20 protein-coding genes and 1 pseudogene are annotated in these 23,996 nt (G+C 64.5%); 15 read left to right on the forward strand and 6 right to left on the reverse strand.

Features of this window, described 5'->3' with window-relative positions; all coding sequences use genetic code 11:
• Positions 1 to 80 precede the first annotated feature (80 nt).
• The gene (gene amn / locus KCX70_RS19140; protein ID WP_021210222.1) at positions 81 to 1,553 is read right to left on the reverse strand and encodes an AMP nucleosidase; all 1,473 of its coding nucleotides are present in this window, start codon (positions 1,551 to 1,553) and stop codon (positions 81 to 83) included.
• A 76-nt stretch (positions 1,554 to 1,629) separates the two neighbouring features.
• On the reverse strand, positions 1,630 to 2,970 hold the full coding sequence (locus KCX70_RS19145) for a PLP-dependent aminotransferase family protein (protein ID WP_212618473.1): 1,341 nt from the start codon (positions 2,968 to 2,970) through the stop codon (positions 1,630 to 1,632).
• 80 nt (positions 2,971 to 3,050) lie between these two features.
• Between KCX70_RS19145 and KCX70_RS19150 the strand changes: the two genes are divergently transcribed.
• The gene (locus KCX70_RS19150; protein ID WP_212618474.1) at positions 3,051 to 4,034 is read left to right on the forward strand and encodes a threonine dehydratase; all 984 of its coding nucleotides are present in this window, start codon (positions 3,051 to 3,053) and stop codon (positions 4,032 to 4,034) included.
• On the opposite strand, the gene KCX70_RS19155 is transcribed toward KCX70_RS19150, so the two are convergent.
• The gene (locus KCX70_RS19155; protein ID WP_212618475.1) at positions 4,026 to 5,675 is read right to left on the reverse strand and encodes an acyl-CoA dehydrogenase family protein; all 1,650 of its coding nucleotides are present in this window, start codon (positions 5,673 to 5,675) and stop codon (positions 4,026 to 4,028) included. The two genes, KCX70_RS19150 and KCX70_RS19155, sit on opposite strands and share 9 nt — an antisense overlap.
• A gap of 204 nt (positions 5,676 to 5,879) precedes the next feature.
• Positions 5,880 to 7,811, reverse strand: a pseudogene (locus KCX70_RS19160) (sensor histidine kinase); the annotation flags it as partial.
• A 247-nt stretch (positions 7,812 to 8,058) separates the two neighbouring features.
• Between KCX70_RS19160 and KCX70_RS19165 the strand changes: the two are divergent.
• The 10 genes from KCX70_RS19165 to lnt all read left to right on the forward strand — a co-directional run bounded on the left by KCX70_RS19165 (position 8,059) and on the right by lnt (position 17,766).
• Positions 8,059 to 8,853 carry a bifunctional hydroxymethylpyrimidine kinase/phosphomethylpyrimidine kinase gene (locus KCX70_RS19165; RefSeq protein WP_212618477.1) on the forward strand — a complete coding sequence of 265 codons (795 nt, stop codon included), beginning with the start codon at positions 8,059 to 8,061 and terminating at the stop codon, positions 8,851 to 8,853.
• Between the two features lie 14 nt (positions 8,854 to 8,867).
• Positions 8,868 to 9,506 (forward strand): thiamine phosphate synthase, encoded by a 639-nt coding sequence (thiE, locus tag KCX70_RS19170; RefSeq protein ID WP_212618478.1) that lies wholly within the window; start codon positions 8,868 to 8,870, stop codon positions 9,504 to 9,506.
• Between the two features lie 85 nt (positions 9,507 to 9,591).
• A complete protein-coding gene (gene hemL / locus KCX70_RS19175) occupies positions 9,592 to 10,878 on the forward strand; it encodes a glutamate-1-semialdehyde 2,1-aminomutase (protein WP_212618479.1) in 1,287 nt (428 codons plus the stop codon).
• Positions 10,878 to 11,507 (forward strand): hypothetical protein, encoded by a 630-nt coding sequence (locus KCX70_RS19180; RefSeq protein ID WP_212618480.1) that lies wholly within the window; start codon positions 10,878 to 10,880, stop codon positions 11,505 to 11,507. Before hemL ends, KCX70_RS19180 begins: the two co-directional genes overlap by 1 nt.
• Positions 11,508 to 11,627: 120 nt before the next feature.
• On the forward strand, positions 11,628 to 12,170 hold the full coding sequence (locus KCX70_RS19185) for a tetratricopeptide repeat protein (protein WP_212618481.1): 543 nt from the start codon (positions 11,628 to 11,630) through the stop codon (positions 12,168 to 12,170).
• 165 nt (positions 12,171 to 12,335) lie between these two features.
• The gene (miaB, locus tag KCX70_RS19190) at positions 12,336 to 13,676 is read left to right on the forward strand and encodes a tRNA (N6-isopentenyl adenosine(37)-C2)-methylthiotransferase MiaB (RefSeq protein WP_212618482.1); all 1,341 of its coding nucleotides are present in this window, start codon (positions 12,336 to 12,338) and stop codon (positions 13,674 to 13,676) included.
• A gap of 143 nt (positions 13,677 to 13,819) precedes the next feature.
• On the forward strand, positions 13,820 to 14,827 hold the full coding sequence (locus tag KCX70_RS19195; protein WP_212618483.1) for a PhoH family protein: 1,008 nt from the start codon (positions 13,820 to 13,822) through the stop codon (positions 14,825 to 14,827).
• Positions 14,820 to 15,272, forward strand: a complete 453-nt coding sequence (gene ybeY / locus KCX70_RS19200; RefSeq protein WP_212618484.1) for an rRNA maturation RNase YbeY — start codon at positions 14,820 to 14,822, stop codon at positions 15,270 to 15,272. The genes KCX70_RS19195 and ybeY overlap by 8 nt, the downstream gene beginning before the upstream one ends.
• A gap of 38 nt (positions 15,273 to 15,310) precedes the next feature.
• The gene (locus tag KCX70_RS19205) at positions 15,311 to 16,159 is read left to right on the forward strand and encodes an HlyC/CorC family transporter (protein ID WP_102853207.1); all 849 of its coding nucleotides are present in this window, start codon (positions 15,311 to 15,313) and stop codon (positions 16,157 to 16,159) included.
• 95 nt (positions 16,160 to 16,254) lie between these two features.
• Positions 16,255 to 17,766, forward strand: coding sequence for an apolipoprotein N-acyltransferase (lnt, locus tag KCX70_RS19210; RefSeq protein ID WP_212618485.1), 1,512 nt, complete (start codon positions 16,255 to 16,257; stop codon positions 17,764 to 17,766).
• 30 nt (positions 17,767 to 17,796) lie between these two features.
• Here lnt and KCX70_RS19215 read toward each other — a convergent pair whose 3' ends face one another.
• Together KCX70_RS19215 and KCX70_RS19220 are read right to left on the reverse strand one after the other, a co-directional pair.
• A complete protein-coding gene (locus KCX70_RS19215; protein ID WP_212618486.1) occupies positions 17,797 to 18,570 on the reverse strand; it encodes a YdcF family protein in 774 nt (257 codons plus the stop codon).
• Positions 18,571 to 18,642: 72 nt separating this feature from the next.
• A complete protein-coding gene (locus KCX70_RS19220; RefSeq protein WP_021209673.1) occupies positions 18,643 to 19,101 on the reverse strand; it encodes a hypothetical protein in 459 nt (152 codons plus the stop codon).
• 257 nt (positions 19,102 to 19,358) lie between these two features.
• Here KCX70_RS19220 and leuS point away from each other — a divergent pair, with 257 nt between their 5' ends.
• The 4 genes from leuS (at position 19,359) to arfA (ending at position 23,985) form a co-directional block, all read left to right on the forward strand.
• Entirely contained in the window at positions 19,359 to 21,965 is a 2,607-nt protein-coding gene (leuS, locus tag KCX70_RS19225) for a leucine--tRNA ligase (protein ID WP_212618487.1), read from the forward strand.
• A 44-nt stretch (positions 21,966 to 22,009) separates the two neighbouring features.
• Positions 22,010 to 22,615, forward strand: a complete 606-nt coding sequence (gene lptE, locus KCX70_RS19230; protein WP_102846655.1) for an LPS assembly lipoprotein LptE — start codon at positions 22,010 to 22,012, stop codon at positions 22,613 to 22,615.
• Between the two features lie 42 nt (positions 22,616 to 22,657).
• On the forward strand, positions 22,658 to 23,686 hold the full coding sequence (gene holA, locus KCX70_RS19235; RefSeq protein WP_212618488.1) for a DNA polymerase III subunit delta: 1,029 nt from the start codon (positions 22,658 to 22,660) through the stop codon (positions 23,684 to 23,686).
• A gap of 140 nt (positions 23,687 to 23,826) precedes the next feature.
• Entirely contained in the window at positions 23,827 to 23,985 is a 159-nt protein-coding gene (arfA, locus tag KCX70_RS19240; RefSeq protein WP_021209677.1) for an alternative ribosome rescue factor ArfA, read from the forward strand.
• The last annotated feature ends 11 nt before the right edge of the window (positions 23,986 to 23,996 follow it).

Below are 23,996 nucleotides of genomic sequence, written 5' to 3' on the forward strand. Positions count from 1 at the left end.
CGCTACGCGCTATGCAACGCAAATACAAAAAGCCCGAGCTGAACTCGGGCTTTTTTTGCGACCTACCGCAGTGGTTGCGGCTAGCGGAACGGCGGCTCGTCGAAGCTGCGCAGCTTGCGCGAGTGCAGCGAGTTGAGCTGGTCGCGCAGCAGGTCGAGCGCGGCGATGCCGATCTTCAAATGCTGGGTCACGGCACGCTCATAGAAGGCGTTGGCCGAGCCCGGCAGCTTGATCTCGCTGTGCAGCGGCTTGTCGGACACGCAGAGCAGCGTCCCGTAGGGCACCCGCAGACGATAGCCCTGGGCGGCGATGGTGCCGCTTTCCATGTCCACGGCCACGGCGCGTGACAGGTTGATCAAGGGGCGTTCCTGGGCCCAGCGCAATTCCCAGTTGCGGTCGTCATAGGTCAGTACGGTGCCGGTGCGCAGGCGTCGCTTGAGCGCTTCGCCCTGCTCGCCGGTGACCTGCGCCGCCGCTTCCTGCAGCGCCTGCTGTACCTCGGCCAGCGCTGGCAGCGGAATATGCGGCGGGAGCACCCGATCGAGAATGCCGTCGCGGCGCATGTAGGCGTGGGCCAGCACGTAGTCGCCGATGGATTGCGACTGCCGCAGCCCGCCGCAGTGGCCGATCATCAGCCAGCAATGCGGGCGCAGCACGGCCAGGTGATCGGTGATGTTCTTGGCGTTCGACGGGCCGACGCCGATGTTGACCAGGGTGACGCCGTCGCCATCCTTCGCCTGCAGGTGATAAGCCGGCATCTGGTAGCGGTGCCAGAGCACGCCGCCGATGATCGCCTGCGCCTCGCCCTCCTCCATGCCACGTTCGATGACGATATTGCCGGGCAGCACCATGCGCACGAAGCGGGTGTCGTCGCGCAGCATGTCGAGGCCATGGCGGATGAACTGGTCGACGTAACGGTGATAGTTGGTCAGCAGGATCCAGGGCTGCACGTGGCGCCAGTCGCTGCCGGTGTAATGCACCAGCCGGCGCAGCGAGAAGTCCACCCGCGCACCATCGAAGAGCGCCAGCGGATAAGGGTCGGCATGCTCCCAGTCGTAGAGACCATCGGCGATGTCGTCGGTGGCGGCGGACAGGTCGGTGCTGGGGAATACCCGCGCCAGCTCGGCGGCAGTCACGCCGGTCCCCGCCAGCTCATCGCCCTGCTCGATGACGTACGGGTACGGGATGTTGCGGTCGCTGATGCCCACCTCGACGGTCACGCCGAAATCCTTGATCAACGGTCGCAACTGATCGAGCAGGTAGCTGCGAAACGACGCCGGATGGGTCACGGTCACGCTGTAGACGCCCGGCGCCTGGACCTTGGCGTAGGCACGCGTGGAAGCCGGCACCTCGCCGTGGCACTCGTAGGTCAGGCGCAGTTCGGGATAGCGGAACAGCGCGCGCTCGGCGGCGTCGGGCTCCTGGCGCGTGGCGACATAGCGTTTGAGCGCCTGATTCAATGCGCGGGTGGCATGCTGATGCAACTCGGCAAGGTGATCCACGGCCGCTTCAGCGCTGCTGGCAATGCGGAAAGTCTCGCCTGCTGAACTCATGGTGCGTTTCCTTTTTCAGTCGTTGAAAACATCTTGCCTGCTGTTCGATGACAGCGGTAGCACCGGATGGCGGCGCTCATCGCTCAGATGCGGCAATCCGCAGCGCCAGCGACTCCAGCCGCGCTTTCAACAGCGCCAGGCTGGGCGCCGCGGTCAGACTCAGGCGCAGCGCGTTGGGCGCGCCGTGACCCACTGCGAACACCTCTGCCGTTGCCGCTTCGATCCCTGCCTCACGGCACAGCGCGGGCAGATCCTCGACATTCGCCGGTTCAAGCCACAGATGCGGCGAGGCGCCTGACGAGGCACACCCAAGCAGTTTCTGCGCCAGCCGCCAGCGCCGCGTCATCTGTTCACGCTGCCAGACCAGTCTGCGTGCCGCGGTGCCATCTTCAAGCCATTGGCAGCCGATCCGCAGGCATAGCGTCGACAAGGCCCAACTGGTCGCCTGCCGTTCGGGATCGATACGCGACAGCCACGTCTCCGGTCCGGCGATGAAACCCAGGCGCAATCCCGGCGCGACCGTCTTCGACAGGCTGCTGATCAGCAAGGTCCTTTCAGGCAAAGCCGCGGCGAGCGGTGGCTGGTCGCCAAGCGCGCCGTAGATGTCGTCCTCGATGATCAGCAAGCCACGCCGTCGCGCCACGGCAGCAATGGCTTCGCGGCGTTGCGCATCCATGCTGACCGCGGTCGGGTTCTGCATGCAGGGCGTCAGCACCGCTACGCGCGCCGAGGTGGCCCGGGCCAGACGGTCAAGATCGTCCGGCAGGATGCCGTATCCATCCATCGCAACCCCGTGCAGCGGCAACCGTAATTGCCGGCCAGCGGCCTTGATGCCGGGCGACGTCAGGGCCTCGACCAGCACCGGCTCGCCCGGCTCGCACAAGCCGATCAGCGCAGCGAACACGCCCTGCTGCGCCCCCGCGCAGAGCAACACCTGCTGCGGCGGGATCTCGATCGCTCGGTCACGCAACCAGCTGCTCACCGCCAGTTGGCCACGCTGCAGGCTGCGCGCCGAGGGATAGCCCTGCAGGCTGGCCAGCTCGCCCGTCGCGCACAGCGCCGCCATGCTGCGCTGTAGATCGTCATCGCCTGGGTCGAGTACCGGCAGGTTGGTTGACAGATCGACCAGCTCCGGATGGGCCTCCGGGGTTTTCAGCCGGAACAGGCTGGCCTCGCGGCTGCTGGCCAGCACATAGGTGCCGCGCCCGACCTCGCCGCCCACCAGGTGCCGACGCGCCGCTTCGCGATAGGCCTGCATGGCCGTGCTCGGATTGAGGCCGAGCGCCCAGGCCAGCCGACGCTGCGGCGGCAGTCGATCGCCCGGTTTCAGCTCGCCACGGGCAATAGCCGCGGCAATGGCATCGACCAGCGCCAGGTAACGCGGCTGATCGTCAGATTCGAGTTTGGGCAACCACATTGTTTGCCATGCAATATAAAGATTTACCCATACAATGCCCGCCGCCTAGGATCGACGTCAAACCCGCCAAGGAGCTTTCGATGTTCGATCTCGATGCACTGCGTCAGGCAGCCCAGCTGATACACCGGAGCGTACCCCCGACACCGCAATATGCATGGCCGCTGCTCGCCGAGCGGCTTGGCTGCGAGGTCTGGCTCAAGCATGAGAACCACACGCCGGCCGGCGCCTTCAAGGTGCGCGGTGGTGTGCTCTACGTGCATGAACTGCTCAAGCGCGAACCACGTCTGCCGGGGCTCGTCACCGCGACCCGCGGCAACCACGGCATCAGCCTGGCAATGGCAGCACGCAAGGCAGGCCTGCCGTTGCAAATCCTGGTCCCCGAGGGCAACTCCACCGAGAAGAATGCCGCCATGCGCGCGAGCGGCGCCGAGGTCGTCGAATACGGTCGCGACTTCGACACGGCTCGGCAGCGGGCCGCAGAATTGGCCAAGGCCAACGGCTGGCATTTCGTCCCGTCCCTGCACCCGGACCTGATTCGCGGCGTTGCCACTTACGCACTGGAACTGCTCGAAGCGGTGCCGAACCTGCGCCGGATTTACGTGCCCATCGGGCTCGGCTCCGGCATCTGCGGGATGATCCGTACCCGCGATCTACTGGGCCTGGACACGGAGATCATCGGCGTGGTCTCCAGCGCGGCAGACGCCTATGCGCAAAGCTTCGAGCAGGGCCGCATCGTCACCACCGAAACGGCAGACACCTTCGCCGACGGCATGGCTTGCCGGATGCCTGCGCCCGAAGCGCTGGAGATCATCCGTCAGGGAGCGGCGCGAATCGTGCGCGTCAGCGACGAAGAGATACGCCAGGCCATACGTGCCCTGCACGAAGACACCCACAACCTCGCCGAAGGCGCCGGCGCCGCCGCGCTGGCCGCGGCGATGCAGGAACGTGACACCAACCAGGGCGAGCGGATCGCGGTGGTGCTCAGCGGCGGCAATATCGATCGGCGGGTGTTGACGGATGTTCTCGCCGAGCGCCACGAAACGCCATCACCAGCGTCAGTCTAGAAACGGCGCGCTACGCGCCAGCAGTGCGCTGATGTCCAGCCCGCGCGGCAGTGTGCCGAAGGCACGGCCGCAGCCCTCCAGGCGGCTGGCGATGAAGGCGTCGGAGACGGCGCCGTTACCCGCCTCGAGCAGCAGTTTGGCCTGTAGCGCGACGGCGATGTCTTCGGTCAGCTGACGGGCGCGATACTGGATGTCGTCTTTATCGGCAAAAGCGCTCTGCAGGCGGCTGATATGACGCTGCAGGCGCGCATCGCCGTGGCCGTCGCCGAGTTCGGTGAACAGTACCTCGATCACGCCGGGCTCCTTCGAAAGTGCGCGCAGCACGTCCAGGCATTGCACGTTGCCCGAGCCTTCCCAGATGGAGTTCACCGGCGCCTCGCGATACAGCCGCGGCAGGATGGTGTCCTCGACGTAGCCGGCGCCGCCCAGGCATTCGCTGGCCTCGGCGACCATTGCCGGAGCGCGCTTGCAGATCCAGTATTTGCCGATGGCCGTCACCAACCGGGCGAACTTTTCCTCGGCCTCGTCGAACGGGTGATCGAGCGCGCGGCCCATACGCAGGGTCAGCGCCAGGGCAGCTTCGCTTTCCAGCGACAGGTCGGCCAGCACGTTCTGCATCAGCGGTTGCTCGGCCAGGGCGCGACCGCTGACCTGGCGATGGGCACAGTGGTGCATGGCCTGGGTCAGCGCCTGTCGCATCAGCGAGCTGGAGCCGATCATGCAGTCGAAGCGGGTCGAGGAGACCATCTCGATGATCGTGGGGATGCCGCGCCCTTCCTCGCCGATCATCCAGGCCAGGGCCCCGCGGTACTCCACTTCGCTGGAGGCGTTCGACCAGTTGCCCAGCTTGTTCTTCAGCCGCTGGATGTAGAACTGATTGCGGCTGCCATCCGGGCGGTGCCGCGGCAGCAGGAAGCAGGACAGGCCCTTGTCGGTCTGCGCCAGGGTCAGGAAGGCGTCACACATCGGCGCCGAGCAGAACCACTTGTGCCCGACCAGCTCATACGCCTGGCCCGGGCCGCTCGCGCCGACGGCATGGGCGCGGGTGGTGTTGGCGCGCACATCGGTACCGCCCTGCTTCTCGGTCATCGCCATGCCGATGGTGACCCCGCTTTTCTGCTCCATGGGCAGGTTGCGCGGGTCGTATTCGAGGCTGAGGATCTTCGGCAGCCATTGCTCGCTGATGCCGGGTTGCAGGCGCAACGCAGGCACGCTGGCGTAGGTCATGGTCAGTGGGCAGCTGCTGCCCGCCTCGGCCTGGTTGTGCAGGTACATCAATGCCGCCCGCGCAACCTGGGAGCCGGGCTGCGGGTCGGTCCAGGGCAACGAGGGGATGCCATGGGCGATCGCGGTGCGCATCAGCTCGTGATAAGCGGGGTGAAACTCCACCAGGTCGATGCGATGGCCGTAGCGGTCATGGCTCTTGAACACCGGCTTGTTTTCATTGGCCAGGAAGCCCGCCACCATCAGCGGCCCGCCGGCCAGCTGGCCGTAGGCATCGAGCCGCGACTCCGCCCACCCCCCCTTGTTGCGCCGCACCCAGTCCTGCAGGGGTAGGTCGAGACGGTACAGGTTGGCGCCTTCCAACGGCGGGACCTGGTTCAGCACCTCATGGGTTTCGGCGTATTGGTGCAGGTTCATGAGGATCTCCTTGGCAGGCGAAAGCGATGATCGACCAGACCGCTACGCGGCGAGGATGTGGATTAGCACCTCGCCGTCAGGGCGTGCTGGGCCGTCGCGAATCGCCGCTGGCAGCGACCCGCAAGAAGAAGTGAAGCATGCATGGATGCACTGAAAAAGTGCGGTTTCGGCCAAAACCTGCGCGCAGGCGATCTAGAGCCGGCGCAAGGGCACCCGCACCTTGAAGCAGCTGCCGCGACCCGGCGCTGACTGATACGAGATTTCGCCGTCGAGCAACTCGACGAGCTGACGGCACAAAGAAAGCCCGATGCCGAGACCGCCGTACTGACGCGTCATGCTGCCGTCGAGTTGGCGGAAGTAGTGGTAAAGCGAATCGTCGACGGGCGCTTCGAAGCCGATGCCGGTATCGATCACCTTTGCTTCCAGGACGAACAGGTCGCCCGCCATTTGCTCGCCACTCAGTTCCAGGCGCACATGCCCCCGCTCGGTGAACTTGATGGCGTTATCCAGCAGGTAACCGAGGCTTTGCCGCAACCGGATGGCGTCGCCCTCGAACCGGTCCGGCACGTGACCTGCGATGTCGAGCTCCAGACTCAAGCCGCGCAACGCCGCCCGCGCCCGATAGGTGGCGAACAGTTGGTCGGTCAGCGCACGCAGCTCGAACGGTTGGCTGCGCATTTGCAGCCTGCCGGCCTGCAGTTCCGTCAGCGCGAGGATGTCATTGACCAGCCGCATCATCTCGCGCGCCGAGCCAGCCGCGATCCGCTGGTATTGCTCCAGCTCGCCTTTGAGCTCCAGCGTCTGCATCAGCTCGAGGCTGCCCAGAATGCCATGCATGGGCGTACGCAATTCATGGGTGACATTTGCCAGGAACTGGTCCTTCAGGCGATTGCTCTCGGCCAGCTCGCGGTTCATCCGCTCCAGCTCGCGACCGGTTTCCTGCAGCATCCTGGCGCGCTCTTCACGCATGGCGTTGATGCGGTCGGCCAGCGCCAGCGACAGCAATGCAACCTCGACGGCAGAACCGATCTGACCGGCGTACATGGTGAAGAACGAATGCGGCAGATAGCCGAGCACCATAAGGGTGTTGATCAACCCTCCGACGAGGAAAGCCGTCCAGGCGGTCATGAAATAGCGCGCCACCCGCATCCCGCGGTACCAGGCGAGGCTGCCGGCCAGGAACACCACCAGGATGAACAGCAGCGCCAGGAGCGTGGCCAGCCGCAGCGACAATGCATAGCTGGACGTAAACGCCATCGCCATGGTGATCACGCCAATCGCCATGACCACCATCAGGGTACGGTCGACCCAGAGACTGTGCTCGCGCGTATGCAGGAAGCTGCGCGCGAACTGGCTGCCGAACAGGCCTGCCGCGCCGATCAGGAAAGGCGTGGAAGCGTTGGCCCACCACGGCGAATTGGGCCACAGGTATTGCACGCCCAGGCCATTGACCGAGACCTGATAGAGGCCGAACGAGCCGATGTACAGAATGTAATAGAGGTAGCTGCGATCACGAACGCTGAGGTAGATGAACAGGTTGTAGACCAGCATCACCAGCAACACGCCATAGATGATCGCCAGTATGTAGATGTGCGCCGACTGCTCTTCCAGATAGGCCGCCGGCGCCCACAGCGTCAGGGGCGCCTGAATCGAGCCTTCGCTCTCCAACCGGATGTAGATGCGCTGCGTCTGCTCAGGCAGTAAGTGCAGCTCGAATAGATGGTTGCGTTGCCGGATCTGCCGCAGGCCGAACGGCAGGGCATCGCCACTCTGCTGGGCGAGCCGATAGTTGCCCTGCTCATCCGGCAGATAGAGATCCAACCGATCCAGCGGCGGATAGGCCAGCTCGAGCCACCAGCGGCTGCGGTGCGCGGATTGGCTTGGGCGCAGCCGCAAGTCCACGCGCAGCCAGAAGGCCGAACGTGAATAACCCGCATTGAGCACATCGCTCTGATGGTCGACGAAGCGCCCGGCCGCATCGAGCGCGAGCACGTCCGAGATGGAAGCATCCCGACCGGGATCTTCCAGCACCGCCATGACCCGCCCCAACGGTAGCCGTCGGGTGTCCTGGTCGAATTCAACCGCGCTGGCCAGTGCCGGTAGCAGGCCGAGCATGAAGATCAAGAAGTGATGCATGGCGTATAAAACCTGCCGGCCCGCGTCAGGAAAACCCAATTCCCTGAGAGTTCGCGACCCCGAAAATGGTGGCACTTTAGCATGTAGGCGCGCGCCTCGACTCAGGTTCTGCGCCATCGTGATGAATGGCTATGGCAATCCGCCCACCGAGCCGGCCAGGACGATTGGTGATAAGCTCGCACGCCTGAAATCTGGCTGTGCCTAGCCCCGGCCACTCCATCATGCCATGCATTCGGGGAATTCGTTGATGACTGGCCCTTGCTCTCGCCCTGTTGTTCTCTGCCTTTCCGGCCACGATCCCAGCGGCGGCGCCGGCCTGCAAGCCGACATAGAAGCGCTGATCGCCCAGGATTGCCATGCCGCACCGACCGTAACCGCACTGACCGTGCAGGATACCGTCGACGTGAGCGATTTCCGTGTGCTCGATCGCGATTGGGTGCTGGCCCAGGCCCACGCCGTGATCGCTGACATGCCGATCGCGGCCGTCAAGCTGGGCATGCTCGGCTCGGTCGAAATGGTCGAAACGGTACTGCACATCATGCAGAAGCTGCCGGGCGTCCCGCTGGTCTGTGATCCGGTACTACGCGCCGGTGGCGGCGGTGCCCTGGGCAAGGATGAAGTGGGATACGCCATGCGCGAGCGGCTGTTTCCAGTCTCCACCATCGCCACGCCGAACCTGCCGGAAGCACGCATTCTCGCGGACCTGCCCGAGGGCAGCGCCGACGAGTGCGCGCAGAAGCTGCTGCCTTACATACGCCACCTGTTGATTACCGGCGGCCACGGCGACGAGACGGAAGTCCACAACCGGCTGTATTCACGTGACGGCGATCGCCACGATTTCAGCTGTCAGCGCTTGCCCGGCAGCTATCACGGTTCCGGCTGCACCCTGGCCAGCGCGCTGGCTGGCCGACTCGCCCTTGGCGAAGGCCTCGCCAGCGCCGTGAAATCCGCGCTCGACTACACCTGGCGCACCCTGCGCGATGCCGAGGCGCCGGGACGTGGGCAGTACATTCCACGCCGGCTACCGTTGGACCTGGCCTGACAGGAGCGTTGCCGATGAAAGATGCCAAGCTACGCGGACTCTACGCCATCACCGACAGCAAGCTGCTGGCCGATGGTCGCCTGCTGCCCTACGCCGAGGCGGCACTGGCAGGTGGCGCACGCCTGCTGCAATACCGCGACAAATCCGACGACGACAGGCGCCGTCTGCGTGAAGCTCAAGCGCTGGGCGATCTCTGCGAGCGCCACGGGGCCCAGCTGATCATCAACGACGACGCCGAGCTGGCGGCTCGTCTGGGCGCTGGCCTGCACCTGGGTCAGGACGACGGTTCCCTGTCGGTCGCCCGCGCCTTGCTGGGTCCTCGCGCCATCATCGGAGCGACCTGCCACGCGCGTCTGGAGCTGGCCGAGGAGGCCGTCGCCCAGGGCGCCAGCTATGTCGCATTCGGTCGTTTCTTCGACTCCAACACCAAACCCGGCGCGCCAGCGGCCACCCCGGCGATGCTCGAGCAGGCGCGCCAGCGCTTCAGCCTGCCGATCGTCGTGATCGGTGGCGTGACGCTGGACAACGCGCCGGACCTGATCGCTCGCGGCGCCAGCCTGGTGGCCGTGGTGCATGCGCTGTTCGCGGCCGAATCGGCCCGCGAGGTCGAGCGTCGCGCACGCGCATTCAGCGAGCTGTTCGTCGGCGACTGACCGACGTCATGGCGGGACCCGCCTGCGTCGCCCAACCTGTATTTCTGTATTTCCGTTTTCCTGTATTCCTAATCGAGAGGCCCGCATGTCACGTTCCGAAACCCTCTTCGCCAGCGCACAAAACCACATTCCCGGCGGCGTCAACTCACCGGTCCGCGCCTTCCGGAGCGTTGGCGGCACCCCACTCTTTCTCAAGCACGCCGAAGGCGCCTACGTCACCGACGAGGACGACAAGCGCTACGTCGACTACGTCGGCTCCTGGGGCCCGATGATTCTCGGCCACAGCCATCCCGAGGTGCTCGACGCGGTCCGCCGTCAGCTTCAGCATGGCCTGTCCTACGGCGCCCCGACCGCCATGGAAACCGAGATGGCCGAGCTGGTCTGCAGCCTAGTGCCATCGATGGAGATGATGCGCATGGTCAGCTCCGGTACCGAGGCCACCATGAGCGCGATTCGCCTAGCCCGTGGCTATACCGGTCGCGACAGCATCATCAAGTTCGAAGGCTGCTACCACGGGCACTCCGACAGCCTGCTGGTCAAGGCCGGTTCCGGTGCCCTGACCCAGGGTGTGCCGAGTTCGGCCGGCGTCCCCGCCGCCTTTGCCAAGCACACCCTGACCCTGCCGTTCAACGACCTGGCCGCGGTCGAGCAGATGCTCGGCGAAGTCGGCAACGAAGTCGCCTGCATCATCGTCGAGCCGGTTGCCGGCAACATGAACTGCGTGCCGCCGGCTCCGGGCTATCTGCAAGGCCTGCGCACCTTGTGCGACAAGCATGGCGTGGTACTGATCTTCGATGAGGTGATGACCGGTTTCCGCGTGGCACTCGGCGGCGCTCAAGCCTATTACGGCGTGACACCGGACCTGACCACCTTCGGCAAGATCATCGGCGGCGGCATGCCGGTCGGCTGTTTCGGTGGCAAGCGCGCCATCATGGAGCGCATCGCCCCGCTGGGCCCGGTCTATCAGGCAGGCACCCTGTCGGGCAACCCGCTGGCCATGGCAGCCGGCCTGACCACGCTGCGACTGATCAACCGTCCGGGCTTCCACGACGAGCTCACTGCCTATACCACGCGCATGCTCGACGGGCTCAAGGCGCGCGCCAAGGCCGCCGGCATCCCGTTCGTCACGACCCAGGTCGGCGGCATGTTCGGACTGTATTTCAGCGAAGCGAACGACATCGTCACCTTCGATGACGTCATGGCCAGCGATGCCGAGCGCTTCAAGCGCTTCTTCCACCTGATGCTCGAAAGCGGCGTGTACCTGGCGCCCAGCGCGTTCGAAGCCGGCTTCACATCCATCGCGCATGGCGATAAGGAGCTGCAACTGACCCTGGACGCAGCCGAGCGCGCGTTCGCCCAACTGGCAGCCTGATGTCCGAGTTGCTGCAAGCCACATTGCTGGCGGCCACTGCGCTGACTAGCGCGGTCTGGATCGGTATGGCACGGCGCGGGTATGGCGAACCGGACCAACCGGCCCTATTCTGCGCCCTGCTCGCGTTCAGCCTGGCGGCTGGCACGGGCGCCTGCGCCGTCGCCAGGCTGGCGTTCGGCCTCGACACCCTCGAAGCCGAGCGTTGGTTGCGGCAGGCGACGCTGTCGCTCGGGCTACCGCTGGTCGGCGTGGTGGCGCTGACACTGGGCCGTAGATGGATCTGGAGTCGACCGACCTGGGGGCGCATCGTCATCGGCCTCTGCGCCTTTTTCGAATTGGCGCGCCAATTCGACTGGAGCGCACCTTACGCACTTGCGCTGGGCCTGATCAGTGCATCGCTGGTTGTCTATGCAGGCCTGTTGCAGTGGCCCGCACGCCTGCAAACCAGCGCTGGCGCGGCTGGCGGCGCACTGATGTTGGCCCTGCAGCCCTGGAGCGGACTCGCGATCGGGCCCAACCCGCTCAGTGCCTACGAGCAACTCTTGCTGGCGCTGGCCTGCCCACTCATCGCCTGGTTGCTGCTCAATTTGCCGGGGAATCTTCGCGAAGGAATTCGCGAGCCCGCATAATTGCCAGGCGTGCGCCATCAAAGCCTTTGTAAGCAGGCGGCGGCTTATCCATAATGTGAACGTCGGCTCGTTCTTGCCGGACTTTCAGTCACCGCCCTGCTCTTCGAGGCGCTTAGATCCATGACTCGCACCGGCCGCAGCCTCGCCCTAGGCTGCCTGCTGCTACTCACGCCCCTGCTGGCCAGCGCAGGCGGCAACTCGCTGCTGATTCCGGCCACGTCCCGTTGCGCACTCAACACCGTCCCGGAAGCGATGCGCGAAGCCCTGCGTGCGTGCGAACAGGCCGCCAGCGAAGGCGATCTGCAAGCCGCCTATGAACTGGGCGAGTACTATTACGACGGCCGCCGCGCGCCGCGCGACCTGAGCAAGGCACTGCACTGGTTCGAACAGGCGTCGCTACAGGGACATGCCCTGGCTCAACATCGGCTCGGCGTGATGTTCTTCCGCGGCGAAGGCGTGCCGGCGAACAACGTCCAGGCCTACGTGGTATTGAAGATGGCGGCGGTCAATGGAGAGGAAGACGCGCTGGACACCGCCGACCGCGTCTCGGCACAGATGCGCCGCGACGAACTGGAGATCGCCACCCAAGTGCTCGGTCAGATCTTTCGCGACTACTTGATGGACTTGCAGACCGCCGACGGCAACGAGCCGTTCCGACCGTAGCGACGCGCAGGATGACCGTTCCTGCGCCCTGCGCTCATGCAGCCTCCCAGCGCACCCGCGCCGCGCCCGAAGCCGCCGACTTGCGCGCCGAGATCAGTACTTTTAACGGTCACCTGCTGGCCGTATAATCGCCGGTCATTTTTTGCACAACGCCGGCCCCGTAACATGACCCGCAAGCTCTATATCGAAACCCATGGCTGCCAGATGAACGAGTACGACAGCTCGCGCATGGTGGACCTGTTGGGCGAGCAACAGCCTCTCGAGATCACCTCCAACCCGGCGGAAGCCGACGTGATCCTGCTCAACACCTGCTCGATTCGTGAAAAAGCGCAGGAGAAGGTGTTTTCGCAACTGGGACGCTGGCGTGAGCTGAAGCTGGACAACCCGCAGATGGTGATCGGCGTCGGCGGTTGCGTGGCGAGCCAAGAAGGCGCGGCGATCCGCGACCGGGCCCCCTACGTCGATGTGGTATTCGGCCCGCAGACCCTGCACCGGCTGCCGGAAATGATCGACGCGGCGCGCACCACGAAAAAGCCGCAGGTCGACATTTCCTTCCCCGAGATCGAGAAGTTCGACCGCCTGCCCGAGCCGCGCGTCGACGGCCCGACGGCCTTCGTTTCGGTCATGGAAGGTTGCAGCAAGTACTGCACCTTCTGCGTCGTGCCCTACACCCGCGGTGAAGAGGTCAGCCGGCCGTTCGACGACGTACTCGCCGAGGTCATCCATCTGGCTGAAAACGGCGTGCGGGAAGTCACGCTGCTCGGCCAGAACGTCAACGGCTATCGCGGCGCCACCCATGACGGGCGCACTGCCGATCTGGCAGAACTGATCCGCGTGGTGGCGGCAGTCGACGGCATCGACCGCATCCGCTACACCACCAGCCACCCGCTGGAATTTTCCGACGCGCTGATCCAGGCCCATGCCGAAGTGCCGGAACTGGTGAAGTACCTCCACCTGCCGGTACAGGCAGGCTCCGATCGCATACTGGCGGCGATGAAGCGCAACCACACAGCGCTGGAGTACAAGTCGCGCATCCGCAAGCTGAAAGCCGCGGTGCCGGATATTCTGATCAGCTCGGACTTCATTGTCGGCTTCCCCGGGGAAACCGAGAAAGACTTCGAACAGACCATGAAGCTGATCGAGGACGTTGGTTTCGACTTCTCCTACTCCTTCGTCTATAGCGCACGCCCCGGCACGCCGGCGGCGGATCTGGTCGACGAGACACCCGACGAGGTCAAGAAGCAGCGTCTGGCAATCCTGCAGCAACGCATCAACCAGCAGGGTTTCGAGAACAGCCGACGGATGGCAGGCACCGTGCAGCGCATCCTCGTCACCGACTACTCTAAGAAAGACCCAGGCATGCTTCAGGGACGCACCGAGCACAACCGGATCGTCAACTTCCGTTGCGACAATCCCCGGCTGATCGGACAGTTCGTCGATGTGCATATCGACGACGCCCTGCCACACTCATTGCGCGGCTCGCTGATCGAGCAAGCGGCGAGCTGAGAGGGTCACGCTGCGGCTGACCACCGTGCAGAACGTCAGCCGCGCGTCGCCATGGATTGCCAGGGCCTGCGCGCCGCTGCTTTTTTCGCCGTGCGGCGCTATTCTCATCGAATCTTATTGCAGAGCAGGTCAATCAAAATCCCTTGAACGCCCCCATAGAACCTCATCGTTTCACCCTGGAACCCTTTGAAGCCAACCGCTTCGCCAACCTGTGCGGTCAATTCGACGAGCATTTACGCCTGATCGAACAGCGCCTGGAGCTGGAAATCCGTAATCGTGGCAACCAGTTCGAACTGGTCGGCCCGAGCGACGTGACCAAGGCCGCCGAACACCTCCTTCGCCGCCTCTATCGCGAGACCAAGAGCACGGAGCTGTCGCCGGATACGGTGCACCTGTTCCTGCAGGAGTCCGCCATGGAGGAGCTGAACAATGCCTCCACCACGCCGAACGTCTCGCTGCGTACCCGCAAGGGCAATATCCGCCCGCGCGGCGCCAATCAGCAGCGTTACGTGCAGTCGATCCTCGACAACGACATCAACTTCGGCATCGGCCCGGCCGGTACCGGCAAGACTTACCTGGCCGTCGCCTGCGCCGTCGATGCACTGGAGCGCGAACAGATCCGTCGCATCCTGCTGGTGCGTCCGGCGGTGGAGGCCGGCGAAAAGCTCGGCTTCCTGCCGGGCGATCTGGCGCAGAAGATCGACCCCTACCTGCGCCCGCTCTATGACGCCCTCTACGAAATGCTCGGTTTCGAACACGTCGCGCGGCTGATCGAGAAGCAGGTGATCGAGATCGCACCGCTGGCCTACATGCGCGGACGAACTCTGAACAACAGCTTCATCATCCTCGACGAGAGCCAGAACACCACGCTGGAACAGATGAAGATGTTCCTCACCCGCATCGGCTTCGGCTCCACGGCGGTGATCACCGGCGACATCACCCAGGTCGACCTGCCGCGCGGTACCAAGAGCGGTCTGGCGCATGTGATCGAAGTGCTCAAGGACGTCAACGGCATCAGCTTCACCCATTTCAAGCCCAAGGACGTGGTGCGTCATCCGCTGGTGCAGCGCATCGTCGAAGCCTACGAGGCCTTCGAGGATCGAGCGCCCAACGCCGGCCATCGGAGCGCGCGGGACAGCCAAGGTGATTGAACTCGACGTGCAATGCGCCAGCAGCGCCGCTGTGCCTGACGAAGCGGACCTTCGGCGCTGGTGCGAACTGGCGCTGCGCCAGCGCACCGCGGACTCCGAGCTAACCATCCGCCTGGTGGACGAGCGCGAAGGTCGCGAGCTCAATCGCACCTGGCGGCAGAAGGACTACGCCACCAACGTGCTGTCTTTTCCCGCCGACGTACCGGACGAATTGCTGGACATCCCGCTGCTGGGCGATCTGGTGATCTGCGTGCCGGTGGTCGAGCGCGAAGCGGCCGAACAAGGCAAGACGCTGTCGGCGCATTGGGCGCACCTGGTCATCCATGGCTGCCTGCACCTGCTGGGCTACGATCACATCGATGACGAGGAAGCCGAAGAAATGGAAAGCCTCGAGCGTCAACTGCTGGCAGAGCTGGGTCACCCCGACCCCTACGCCACCGAATAGCCCGAACGGGCAACTGCAAGGACCATTGAGTCAAAGACATGAGCGAAGACCGATCGAGCAACGGGCAGAAGTCCTGGTTTGGGAAAATCACCCAGGCTTTTGCCCAGGAGCCAAAAACCCGCGAGGAGCTGCTGGAAGTATTGCGCGGCGCCCACCAGAACAAATTGCTGGATAACGAAGCCCTGGCGATCGTCGAGGGCGCCATACAGGTAGCCGACCTGCAGGTACGTGACATCATGGTGCCGCGCTCGCAAGTGATGAGCATCCGTGCCGATCAGTCGCCGAAGGAATTCTTGCCAGCGATCATCTCCGCGGCGCACTCACGCTATCCCGTGGTCGGCGACAGCCTCGACGAGGTGATCGGTGTATTGCTGGCCAAGGATCTGCTGCCCCTGATCCTGCAGGACGATCAGCAGGCATTCGACATCAAGGACCTGCTGCGGCCGGCCACCTTCGTCCCCGAATCCAAGCGCCTCAACGTGCTGCTACGCGAGTTCCGCGCGAACCACAGCCACATGGCGATCGTCATCGACGAATACGGCGGCGTGGCGGGCCTGGTGACCATCGAAGACGTCCTGGAGCAGATCGTCGGCGATATCGAAGACGAGCACGACATCGAGGAAGACAGCTACATCCGCCCGCTGCCCAGCGGCGATTTTCTGGTCAAGGCGCTGACACCGATCGACAGCTTCAACGAGTTCTTCGGCAGTGAATTTCCCGACGAAGAATTCGACACCGTGGCCGGGCTGGTCATGAGCACGTTCGGGCATCTGCCCAAGCGCAATGAAGTCACCGAAATCGATGGCTTCCGCGTCCGCGTGCTGAATGCCGACAGCCGCCGCGTGCATATGCTGCGCCTGACCCGCACGCGAACGGAAAACGGCTAGGCGCCCTGCCGGCGCTTCGAAACCTTCGGTAGACTCCTCCGCTCCGCATCCTCGCCGCCGGGCATCGAACGGCGGCGGCACTTCAAGGAAACCCCATGCGCTGGATCACCCGCCCCGGCTGGCCGGGCAACCTGCTGGCGCTCGCCGCTGGCGCCCTGACCACCCTGTCGCTGGCACCCTTCGACATCTGGCCGCTGGCCCTGCTGTCGGCCGGACTGCTCTATCTCGGCCTGCGTGAGCTGGCGCCGAAACAGGCGGCCGGTCGCGGCTGGTGCTATGGCTTCGGCCTGTTCGCCTCGGGCGTAAGCTGGGTCTACGTCAGCATTCACGATTTCGGTGCCGCACCGCCGCCGCTCGCCGGCGCGCTGACGCTGGGGTTCGTCGCCGGTCTGGCGTTGTTCTTCGCCCTGCTCGGCTGGCTATGGTCGCGCTGGCTGAGACCCGCCGGCGGGCCGCTGCTCGCCGCGCTGGTGTTCGCTGCATTGTGGCTCGCGATCGATGCGCTGCGCGGCTGGATCCTGACCGGATTTCCCTGGCTGTACGCCGGCTACAGCCAGCTCGACGGTCCGCTGGCCGGACTGGCACCGGTGGGCGGGGTATGGCTGCTAACGTTCGCCATCGTGCTGAGTGCAGCCATGCTTGCCGAGCTGCCTCGCCTGCTCGCGGACAAACGCGCGTTGATCGGCGCACTGATGCTGCTGGTGGCGCTATGGGGCGGCGCGCTGGGAGTCGGCCAACACGCCTGGACGACAGCCAAGGCCGAGCCGATCACGGTCGCGGCCATGCAGGGGAACGTGGCGCAGAGCATCAAGTGGGACCCGAAAAAGCTCGAGATGCAACTGTTGCTCTATCGCGACATGACCTTCCGCAGCCGCCCCGTCGACCTCATCGTCTGGCCTGAAACCGCCGTGCCCATCCTCAAGGAGCACGCCGAAGGCTATTTGACGATGATGGGCCGCTTCGCCCAGGATCGTCGCTCGGCGATGATCACCGGTGTGCCCGTGCGCCAGCCGAACGCCGAGGGCGAGTTGCGCTACTACAACGGCCTGACGACAGCCGGCGATGCGCAAGGCACCTATCTGAAACAGAAGCTGGTGCCCTTCGGCGAGTACGTACCCTTGCAGGACCTGCTGCGCGGGCTGATCGCATTCTTCGACCTGCCGATGTCCGACTTCGCCCGGGGCGCACCGGAGCAACCGCTGTTGCAGGCGAAGGGATATCGTATCGCGCCGTTCATCTGTTATGAGGTGGTCTATCCCGAATTCGCCGCCAGCCTCGCGGCGCAGAGCGACATTCTGCTCACCGTCAGCAACGATGCCTGGTTCGGCCATTCCATCGGGCCGCTGCAACACCTGCAAATGGCCCAGACGCGCGCCCTGGAGGCCGGACGCTGGATGATCCGTGCGACCAATAACGGCGTCACCGTATTGATCGATCCGCAGGGGCGCATCACCGAGCGAGTACCGGCGTTCGAAGAGCAGGTGCTCTACGGCGAAGTCACCCCCATGCAGGGTCTGACGCCGTATCTGCGTTGGCGCTCCTGGCCCCTGATCGCAATATGTCTGGTGCTGCTCGGCTGGGGCGTGATCCGCCGCCGCTCGGCCTGAGCCCCGCCTGCCCGTCGACTGATCAACCGCTCAGTCGGCGGAGCCTCCATAGAGCAGCGGATAGATCAGCATTCCCAGGGCCTCGTTCAGCAGCAGCCCGTTCTGCCAGACGGCTTTGGCTTCTGGCAGCCAGCCACCGAAAGGACGGCCGTTGGGCACTCCGACAAAACCCATCGGCGCGACGGTCACCTGCAAGCCGTTCTGCTCGAAGCACCAGCGCGACCTCGGCATATGCGATGCCGAGGTGACCAGGATGATCCGATCGATGCCGGCATCCTTGAGCATGCTGGCGCTGTAGAGCGCGTTTTCCCAGGTCGTGCGGCTGCGCTCCTCGAGCCAGCGGGTCGGTGTCGAGAAATCGCGCTGTAGCGCCTCGGCAGCCAGCTGCGCCTCACTCGGCGGCTGACCGAAGTGCAGCCCGCCACTGGCAAGGATCGGCAGGCCCGAGGCCTTGGCCAACCGCGCCGCGAAGCGCAGCCGCTCGAGCGCAAGGTAACTGGGCTGGTCGGATCCCCAGCCGGGGTCGGCCTGCTCGCGCCCCGCCCCTAACACCACGATCGCCTGCGCACGCTGCGCGAGGTCGGCCCACTCGGCTCGATCGAGCGGCGCCTCGCGTTCAAGCGCCCGCCCGGCCCATTCCACGGTGACCGGCAGGCTCATCAGCCACAACCCACCGAATCCGACCACGAAGCACAGCGCGGCCAGCCGCGGCGCCCGGCGCCGCAGCCACCAGGCAGCGAGCAGCAGCAAAAACAGGCCGCCGGGCGGCAATAGCAGTTGTTTGAAGAAATAGCGAATCGGCATGTGCAGCTCCGGCAGATCGGTTGCTGCAACTTTACCTGTCAGGGCGTCCACTTGTCGGCAGCGAGGACGCCGTCAATGCTTTGGGTAGGTATGTAATCGCTGCCTCGCACGCAGCAGTTGCGAACCACAGGCCGAACAGGCGACCGGCCCGGCACCTTCCGGCCAACTCACACTGGCGCCACAGAGCGCGCAGCTCATCGTCTGTTGGAGCGACAACGGCGCCTGCTTGCTCCGTTTGCCCGGATGAGGATGATGGCGCAGTACATTGCGCAGTGCCGGGCGCGTCGCCTGGCGCACCAGCTGCGCCTGTTCCTCGGCCGCTGCGTGCCAACCCGACAGCCATTGCGAATCCTGCTGCAGATAGGCGCGGATCAGATCGAACTCCGCTGGCGTCAGCCCGCCGACTTCCAGCTCGGTCGTCGTGCCGGAACCATCGCCCGCGGTTCGCTCCGCCTCTTCCAGGGCCACCGTCAGCCTCTGCAGTACGCGCCCGTATAGGTTGCCCTCATCTGCCTGGCGCTCTTTACCCATGGTTCACCTCCTCGGTCGTCCCGCCCCCAGCTACAAGCGTAGCTCACACAGGAACGACGACGAGGCCCGCGACCAGCGGGGCGCGCGCTCGCCGGCAAATCAGGTTTCCCTCGGTCGCGGGGGGTCATGTATGCTACGGCGCTTCCATGCTCTCGCATCCAGCCCGTTGTGCCGCCGACTTCGCCAGGTTTCGACCGGCATCTGCGCAGCCCGTCGCCGCTTCGCGAGCAGCCAGCCATCATTCAACGCCAGTAGCCATGCACGAACAGTATCAGCCCCGCGAAATCGAAGCCGCCGCGCAGTCCTCCTGGGACGCGCAGAAATCCTTTGTAGTGAGCGAGCAGCCAGGCAAGGACACCTTCTACTGTCTGTCGATGTTCCCCTACCCCAGCGGCAAGCTGCACATGGGCCACGTGCGCAACTACACCATCGGCGACGTGATTGCCCGCTACCAGCGCATGCAGGGCAAGAACGTGCTGCAGCCCATGGGCTGGGACGCGTTCGGCATGCCGGCCGAGAACGCGGCGATGAAGAACAAGGTCGCGCCGGCGAAGTGGACGTACGAAAACATCGACTACATGCGCAACCAGCTGAAAAGCCTGGGCCTGGGCGTCGACTGGACACGTGAAGTCACCACCTGCAAGCCCGACTACTACCGCTGGGAGCAGTGGCTGTTCACCCGCCTGTACGAGAAAGGCGTGATCTACCGCAAGAACGGCACCGTCAACTGGGACCCGGTCGACCAGACCGTGCTGGCCAATGAGCAGGTCATCGATGGCCGCGGCTGGCGTTCCGGCGCGCTGATCGAGAAGCGCGAAATCCCGATGTACTACTTCAAGATCACCGCCTACGCCGATGAGCTGCTGGAGAGCCTGGACGAACTGGACGGCTGGCCCGAGCAGGTCAAGACCATGCAGCGCAACTGGATCGGCAAGTCGCGCGGCATGGAGATCAGCTTCCCCTACGACGTCGCCAGCATCGGCAGCGAAGGCGTGATGAAGGTGTTCACCACTCGCCCCGATACCCTGATGGGCGCCACCTACGTGGCCGTCGCCGCCGAACATCCACTGGCCACCCTTGCCGCTCAGAACAATCCCGAGCTGCAAGCCTTCATCGACGAATGCAAGCGTGGCGGCGTCGCCGAAGCCGACATCGCCACCCAGGAAAAGAAAGGTCTCGCCACTTCCCTGCGCGTGCAGCACCCACTGACCGGAGAGTTGCTGCCGGTCTGGGTCGCCAACTACGTACTGATGAACTACGGCGAAGGCGCTGTGATGGCCGTTCCGGCCCATGACGAACGCGACTTTGCCTTTGCGACCAAGTATGACCTGCCTATCAAACCCGTGGTGCGCACCAGCGCTGGTGACGAAACGCCCGCGCCCTGGCAGGACGCCTATGGTGAGCACGGCGAGCTGATCAACTCGGGCGAATTCAATGGCTTGGACTTCGACGGCGCCTTCGACGCCATGGAGGTCGCTCTGCAGAGGAAGGGCCTCGGCCAGGCCCGCACGCAGTTCCGCCTGCGCGACTGGGGCATCAGCCGCCAGCGCTATTGGGGCTGCCCGATCCCGATCATCCATTGCGACAGCTGCGGCGATGTGCCGGTGCCAGAGGATCAGCTGCCGGTGGTCCTGCCCGAAGATGTGGTGCCGGACGGCGCCGGTTCGCCGCTGGCTCGCATGCCCGAGTTTTATGAGTGCAGCTGCCCCAAGTGCGGCGCTGCAGCCAAGCGCGAAACCGACACCATGGACACCTTCGTCGAGTCGTCCTGGTACTTCGCTCGCTATGCCTCGCCGCATTACGACCAGGGCATGGTCGACCCCGCAGCCGCTAACCACTGGCTGCCGGTAGATCAATACATTGGCGGTATCGAGCACGCCATCCTCCATCTGCTTTACGCGCGCTTCTTCCACAAGCTGATGCGTGACGAGGGCCTGGTCAGCTCCAACGAGCCGTTCAAGAACCTGCTGACCCAGGGCATGGTGGTCGCCGAGACCTACTACCGCACCCTGGAAAACGGCGGCAAGGACTGGTTCAACCCGGCCGATGTCATTGTCGAGCGTGACGCCAAGGCCAAGGTCATTGGCGCCAAACTCGCCAGCGATGACCTACCGGTGGAAATCGGCGGCACCGAGAAGATGTCCAAGTCGAAGAACAACGGCGTCGACCCGCAGGCCATGATCGACGCCTACGGCGCCGATACCTGCCGCCTGTTCATGATGTTCGCCTCGCCGCCAGACATGAGCCTGGAATGGTCCGATTCCGGCGTAGAGGGTGCCAACCGCTTCCTGCGTCGCGTCTGGCGTCTGGCCCACGCGCATGTCAGCCACGGCCCGGCAGGTCAGCTGGACACCACCAACCTGAACGACGAGCAGAAAGCGGTACGCCGCGCGATACATCTGGCCATCAAGCAGGCCAGCGTCGACGTTGGTCAGCATCACAAATTCAACACGGCCATCGCCCAGGTGATGACGTTGATGAACGTGCTGGAAAAGGCCGCAACCGAGACCGAACAGGACCGCGCCCTGTTGCAGGAAGGGCTGGAAACCGTCGCCCTGCTGCTGGCACCGATCACGCCGCATATCTGCCACGAACTCTGGCAGCAGTTGGGCAAGAGCGGTGCGATCATCGACGCGCAATGGCCGAAGGTCGACGAATCTGCACTGGTGCAGGACAGCCTGACACTGGTTGTACAGGTCAACGGCAAACTGCGCGGGCAGATCGAAGTGCCCGCCAGCGCCAGCCGTGAAGACATCGAAGCCAGCGCCCGCGCCAACGAGAATGTTGTGCGCTTTACCGAAGGCCTGACGATCCGCAAGGTCATCGTGGTGCCGGGCAAGCTGGTCAATATCGTCGCTAACTGATTCGCCTTGGCGCATCGCGCCAAGGCTGGCAAGGGGATAACAAGATGATCAAACGCAATCTCGCGGTGGCCGGCCTGGCCCTGCTGTTGAGCGCCTGCGGTTTTCAGCTGCGCGGGACGGGTGAAACCAGTTTCGCCCTCGAGGAGATCAACCTGCAGGCACGCAACAGCTACGGCGACACGGCCAAGGATCTGGAAGAGCTCCTCAAGGACAACGGCGTACGCGTCTACCCGGGCGCACGCTACACCCTGGATCTGGTCCGCGAACAGAATCGCCAGCGCACCGCCAGCTATACGACTGCGGCGCGTACCGCCGAATACGAACTTTCCAGCGTGCTCGACTACCAGTTCCGTGGCCCGCAGGACACCGTACTGCTGGAAGACAGCGTCGAAGTGCGCAAGGTCTACGTGCATGACAGCAGCAACCTCATCGGCTCCGACCAGGAAGCCGAACAGCTGCGTCAGGAAATGCGCCGTGAGTTGCTGCAGCAGGTGAGCATGCGCATCCGCGGCATCACCCCCGCACAGCTCGACCAACTTCAGCAGACGGCTGAGGCCAGGAAGCGCGCCGAAGCCGAGGCCATCGAGGCGCAGATGCGCGAACAGAGCCAACGGCCGCTGCAATCCCCGATCGAACTGCCGATTCAGTAATGAAACGGTAGCCACCGCCGGTGGCTACCGTTCCCGGAACTCATGAAACTGCCCCCCGCCCAGCTTGCCAAGCACCTGCAAGGCGCTCTCGCGCCCGTATACGTGGTCAGCGGTGATGAGCACCTGCTCTGCCAGGAAGCCTGCGACGCTATCCGCGGAGCCTGCCGTCAGCAGGGTTTCAGTGAACGCCAGGTGCTGAACGTCGAGACCGGTTTCGACTGGGGGCAGCTCATCGAAGCGGGAGCGAGCCTCTCGTTGTTCGCCGAAAAACGCCTGCTGGAGTTGCGCATCCCCAATGGCAAACCCGGCGACAAGGGCGCCGCCGCACTGCTCGACTACCTTGCACGCCCGGCCGAAGACACCGTTTTGCTGATCAGCCTGCCCAAGCTCGACGGCAGCACCCAGAAGACTAAATGGGCCAAGGCGCTGATAGACGGCAAACCGGTGCAGTTCCTGCAGATCTGGCCAGTGGACGCGCAACAGTTGCCGCAGTGGATTCGTCAACGCCTGTCGCAGGCAGGGCTGGCCGCCGACCAGGAAGCCGTAGAACTGATCGCTGCGCGCGTCGAGGGCAACCTGCTCGCCGCCGCGCAGGAAATCGAAAAGCTCAAGCTGCTTGCCGATGGCGGTCAGGTCACGACCGAAACCGTGCAGGCCGCCGTCGCCGATAGTGCCCGTTACGACGTTTTCGGCCTGATCGACGCAGCGCTGCTTGGCCAGCCGGAGCACATTCTGCAAATGCTGGCCGGACTGCGCGGCGAAGGCGTCGAGGCACCGGTGATTCTCTGGGCCGTGGCGCGCGAGATTCGCCAGTTGGCCAACATCGCACAGCAGTACAGCCAGGGCGTGCCGCTCGATCGAGCCTTCAGCCAGGCCCGCCCGCCGGTCTGGGACAAGCGCAAGCCGCTGGTCAGCAAGGCGCTGCAGCGCCACGACGTGGCGGGCTGGCAACGCCTGCTGATGGATGCGCAGCGCATTGACGAGCAGATCAAGGGGCAAGCCGAGGGTGACCCCTGGCTGGGCTTGACGGACCTTTGCCTGCAATTGAGCGGGCGCAGACTCAAGGTCTAGCGCTCGGCCTGACGGGCGCACCGGATAACCACGCTGCAACACTCTCAGACGCGATAGCGGTCATCGCCAGGTCGGCTGGACAATTTTTGTACAAGCCTTATGATGCCTCGGCCTGATCAGAGCAACCTGGAGGGAAGATCATGAGCAAGCAACGAAAGCGGCCGAACAAGGCCAAGAGCCTGGTGGCGCAACCGCTATTTCGCAGTCGCCAGGAACAGCCGAAAAAAGGCAAAGGCAGCTACCGCCGCGAAGCCTCCCAGTCCACCAACTGGGAGGCTTCGGTCCTTCTGGCAGCTTGAAAAGCCAAGCA

Origin of the sequence: Stutzerimonas stutzeri, from assembly GCF_018138085.1 — a bacterium.
GTDB lineage: Bacteria > Pseudomonadota > Gammaproteobacteria > Pseudomonadales > Pseudomonadaceae > Stutzerimonas > Stutzerimonas stutzeri_AI.

Coding starts and splice junctions, on each gene's coding strand:
- leuS (WP_212618487.1), top strand. CDS start 19,359: ATGCACGAACAGTATCAGCCCCGCGAAATCGAAGCCGCCGCGCAGTCC.
- KCX70_RS19215 (WP_212618486.1), bottom strand. CDS start 18,570: ATGCCGATTCGCTATTTCTTCAAACAACTGCTATTGCCGCCCGGCGGC.
- KCX70_RS19145 (WP_212618473.1), bottom strand. CDS start 2,970: ATGTGGTTGCCCAAACTCGAATCTGACGATCAGCCGCGTTACCTGGCG.
- amn (WP_021210222.1), bottom strand. CDS start 1,553: ATGAGTTCAGCAGGCGAGACTTTCCGCATTGCCAGCAGCGCTGAAGCG.
- arfA (WP_021209677.1), top strand. CDS start 23,827: ATGAGCAAGCAACGAAAGCGGCCGAACAAGGCCAAGAGCCTGGTGGCG.
- KCX70_RS19220 (WP_021209673.1), bottom strand. CDS start 19,101: ATGGGTAAAGAGCGCCAGGCAGATGAGGGCAACCTATACGGGCGCGTA.
- lnt (WP_212618485.1), top strand. CDS start 16,255: ATGCGCTGGATCACCCGCCCCGGCTGGCCGGGCAACCTGCTGGCGCTC.
- holA (WP_212618488.1), top strand. CDS start 22,658: ATGAAACTGCCCCCCGCCCAGCTTGCCAAGCACCTGCAAGGCGCTCTC.
- KCX70_RS19180 (WP_212618480.1), top strand. CDS start 10,878: ATGTCCGAGTTGCTGCAAGCCACATTGCTGGCGGCCACTGCGCTGACT.
- lptE (WP_102846655.1), top strand. CDS start 22,010: ATGATCAAACGCAATCTCGCGGTGGCCGGCCTGGCCCTGCTGTTGAGC.
- KCX70_RS19155 (WP_212618475.1), bottom strand. CDS start 5,675: ATGAACCTGCACCAATACGCCGAAACCCATGAGGTGCTGAACCAGGTC.
- miaB (WP_212618482.1), top strand. CDS start 12,336: ATGACCCGCAAGCTCTATATCGAAACCCATGGCTGCCAGATGAACGAG.
- hemL (WP_212618479.1), top strand. CDS start 9,592: ATGTCACGTTCCGAAACCCTCTTCGCCAGCGCACAAAACCACATTCCC.
- KCX70_RS19205 (WP_102853207.1), top strand. CDS start 15,311: ATGAGCGAAGACCGATCGAGCAACGGGCAGAAGTCCTGGTTTGGGAAA.
- KCX70_RS19150 (WP_212618474.1), top strand. CDS start 3,051: ATGTTCGATCTCGATGCACTGCGTCAGGCAGCCCAGCTGATACACCGG.
- KCX70_RS19165 (WP_212618477.1), top strand. CDS start 8,059: ATGACTGGCCCTTGCTCTCGCCCTGTTGTTCTCTGCCTTTCCGGCCAC.
- thiE (WP_212618478.1), top strand. CDS start 8,868: ATGAAAGATGCCAAGCTACGCGGACTCTACGCCATCACCGACAGCAAG.
- KCX70_RS19185 (WP_212618481.1), top strand. CDS start 11,628: ATGACTCGCACCGGCCGCAGCCTCGCCCTAGGCTGCCTGCTGCTACTC.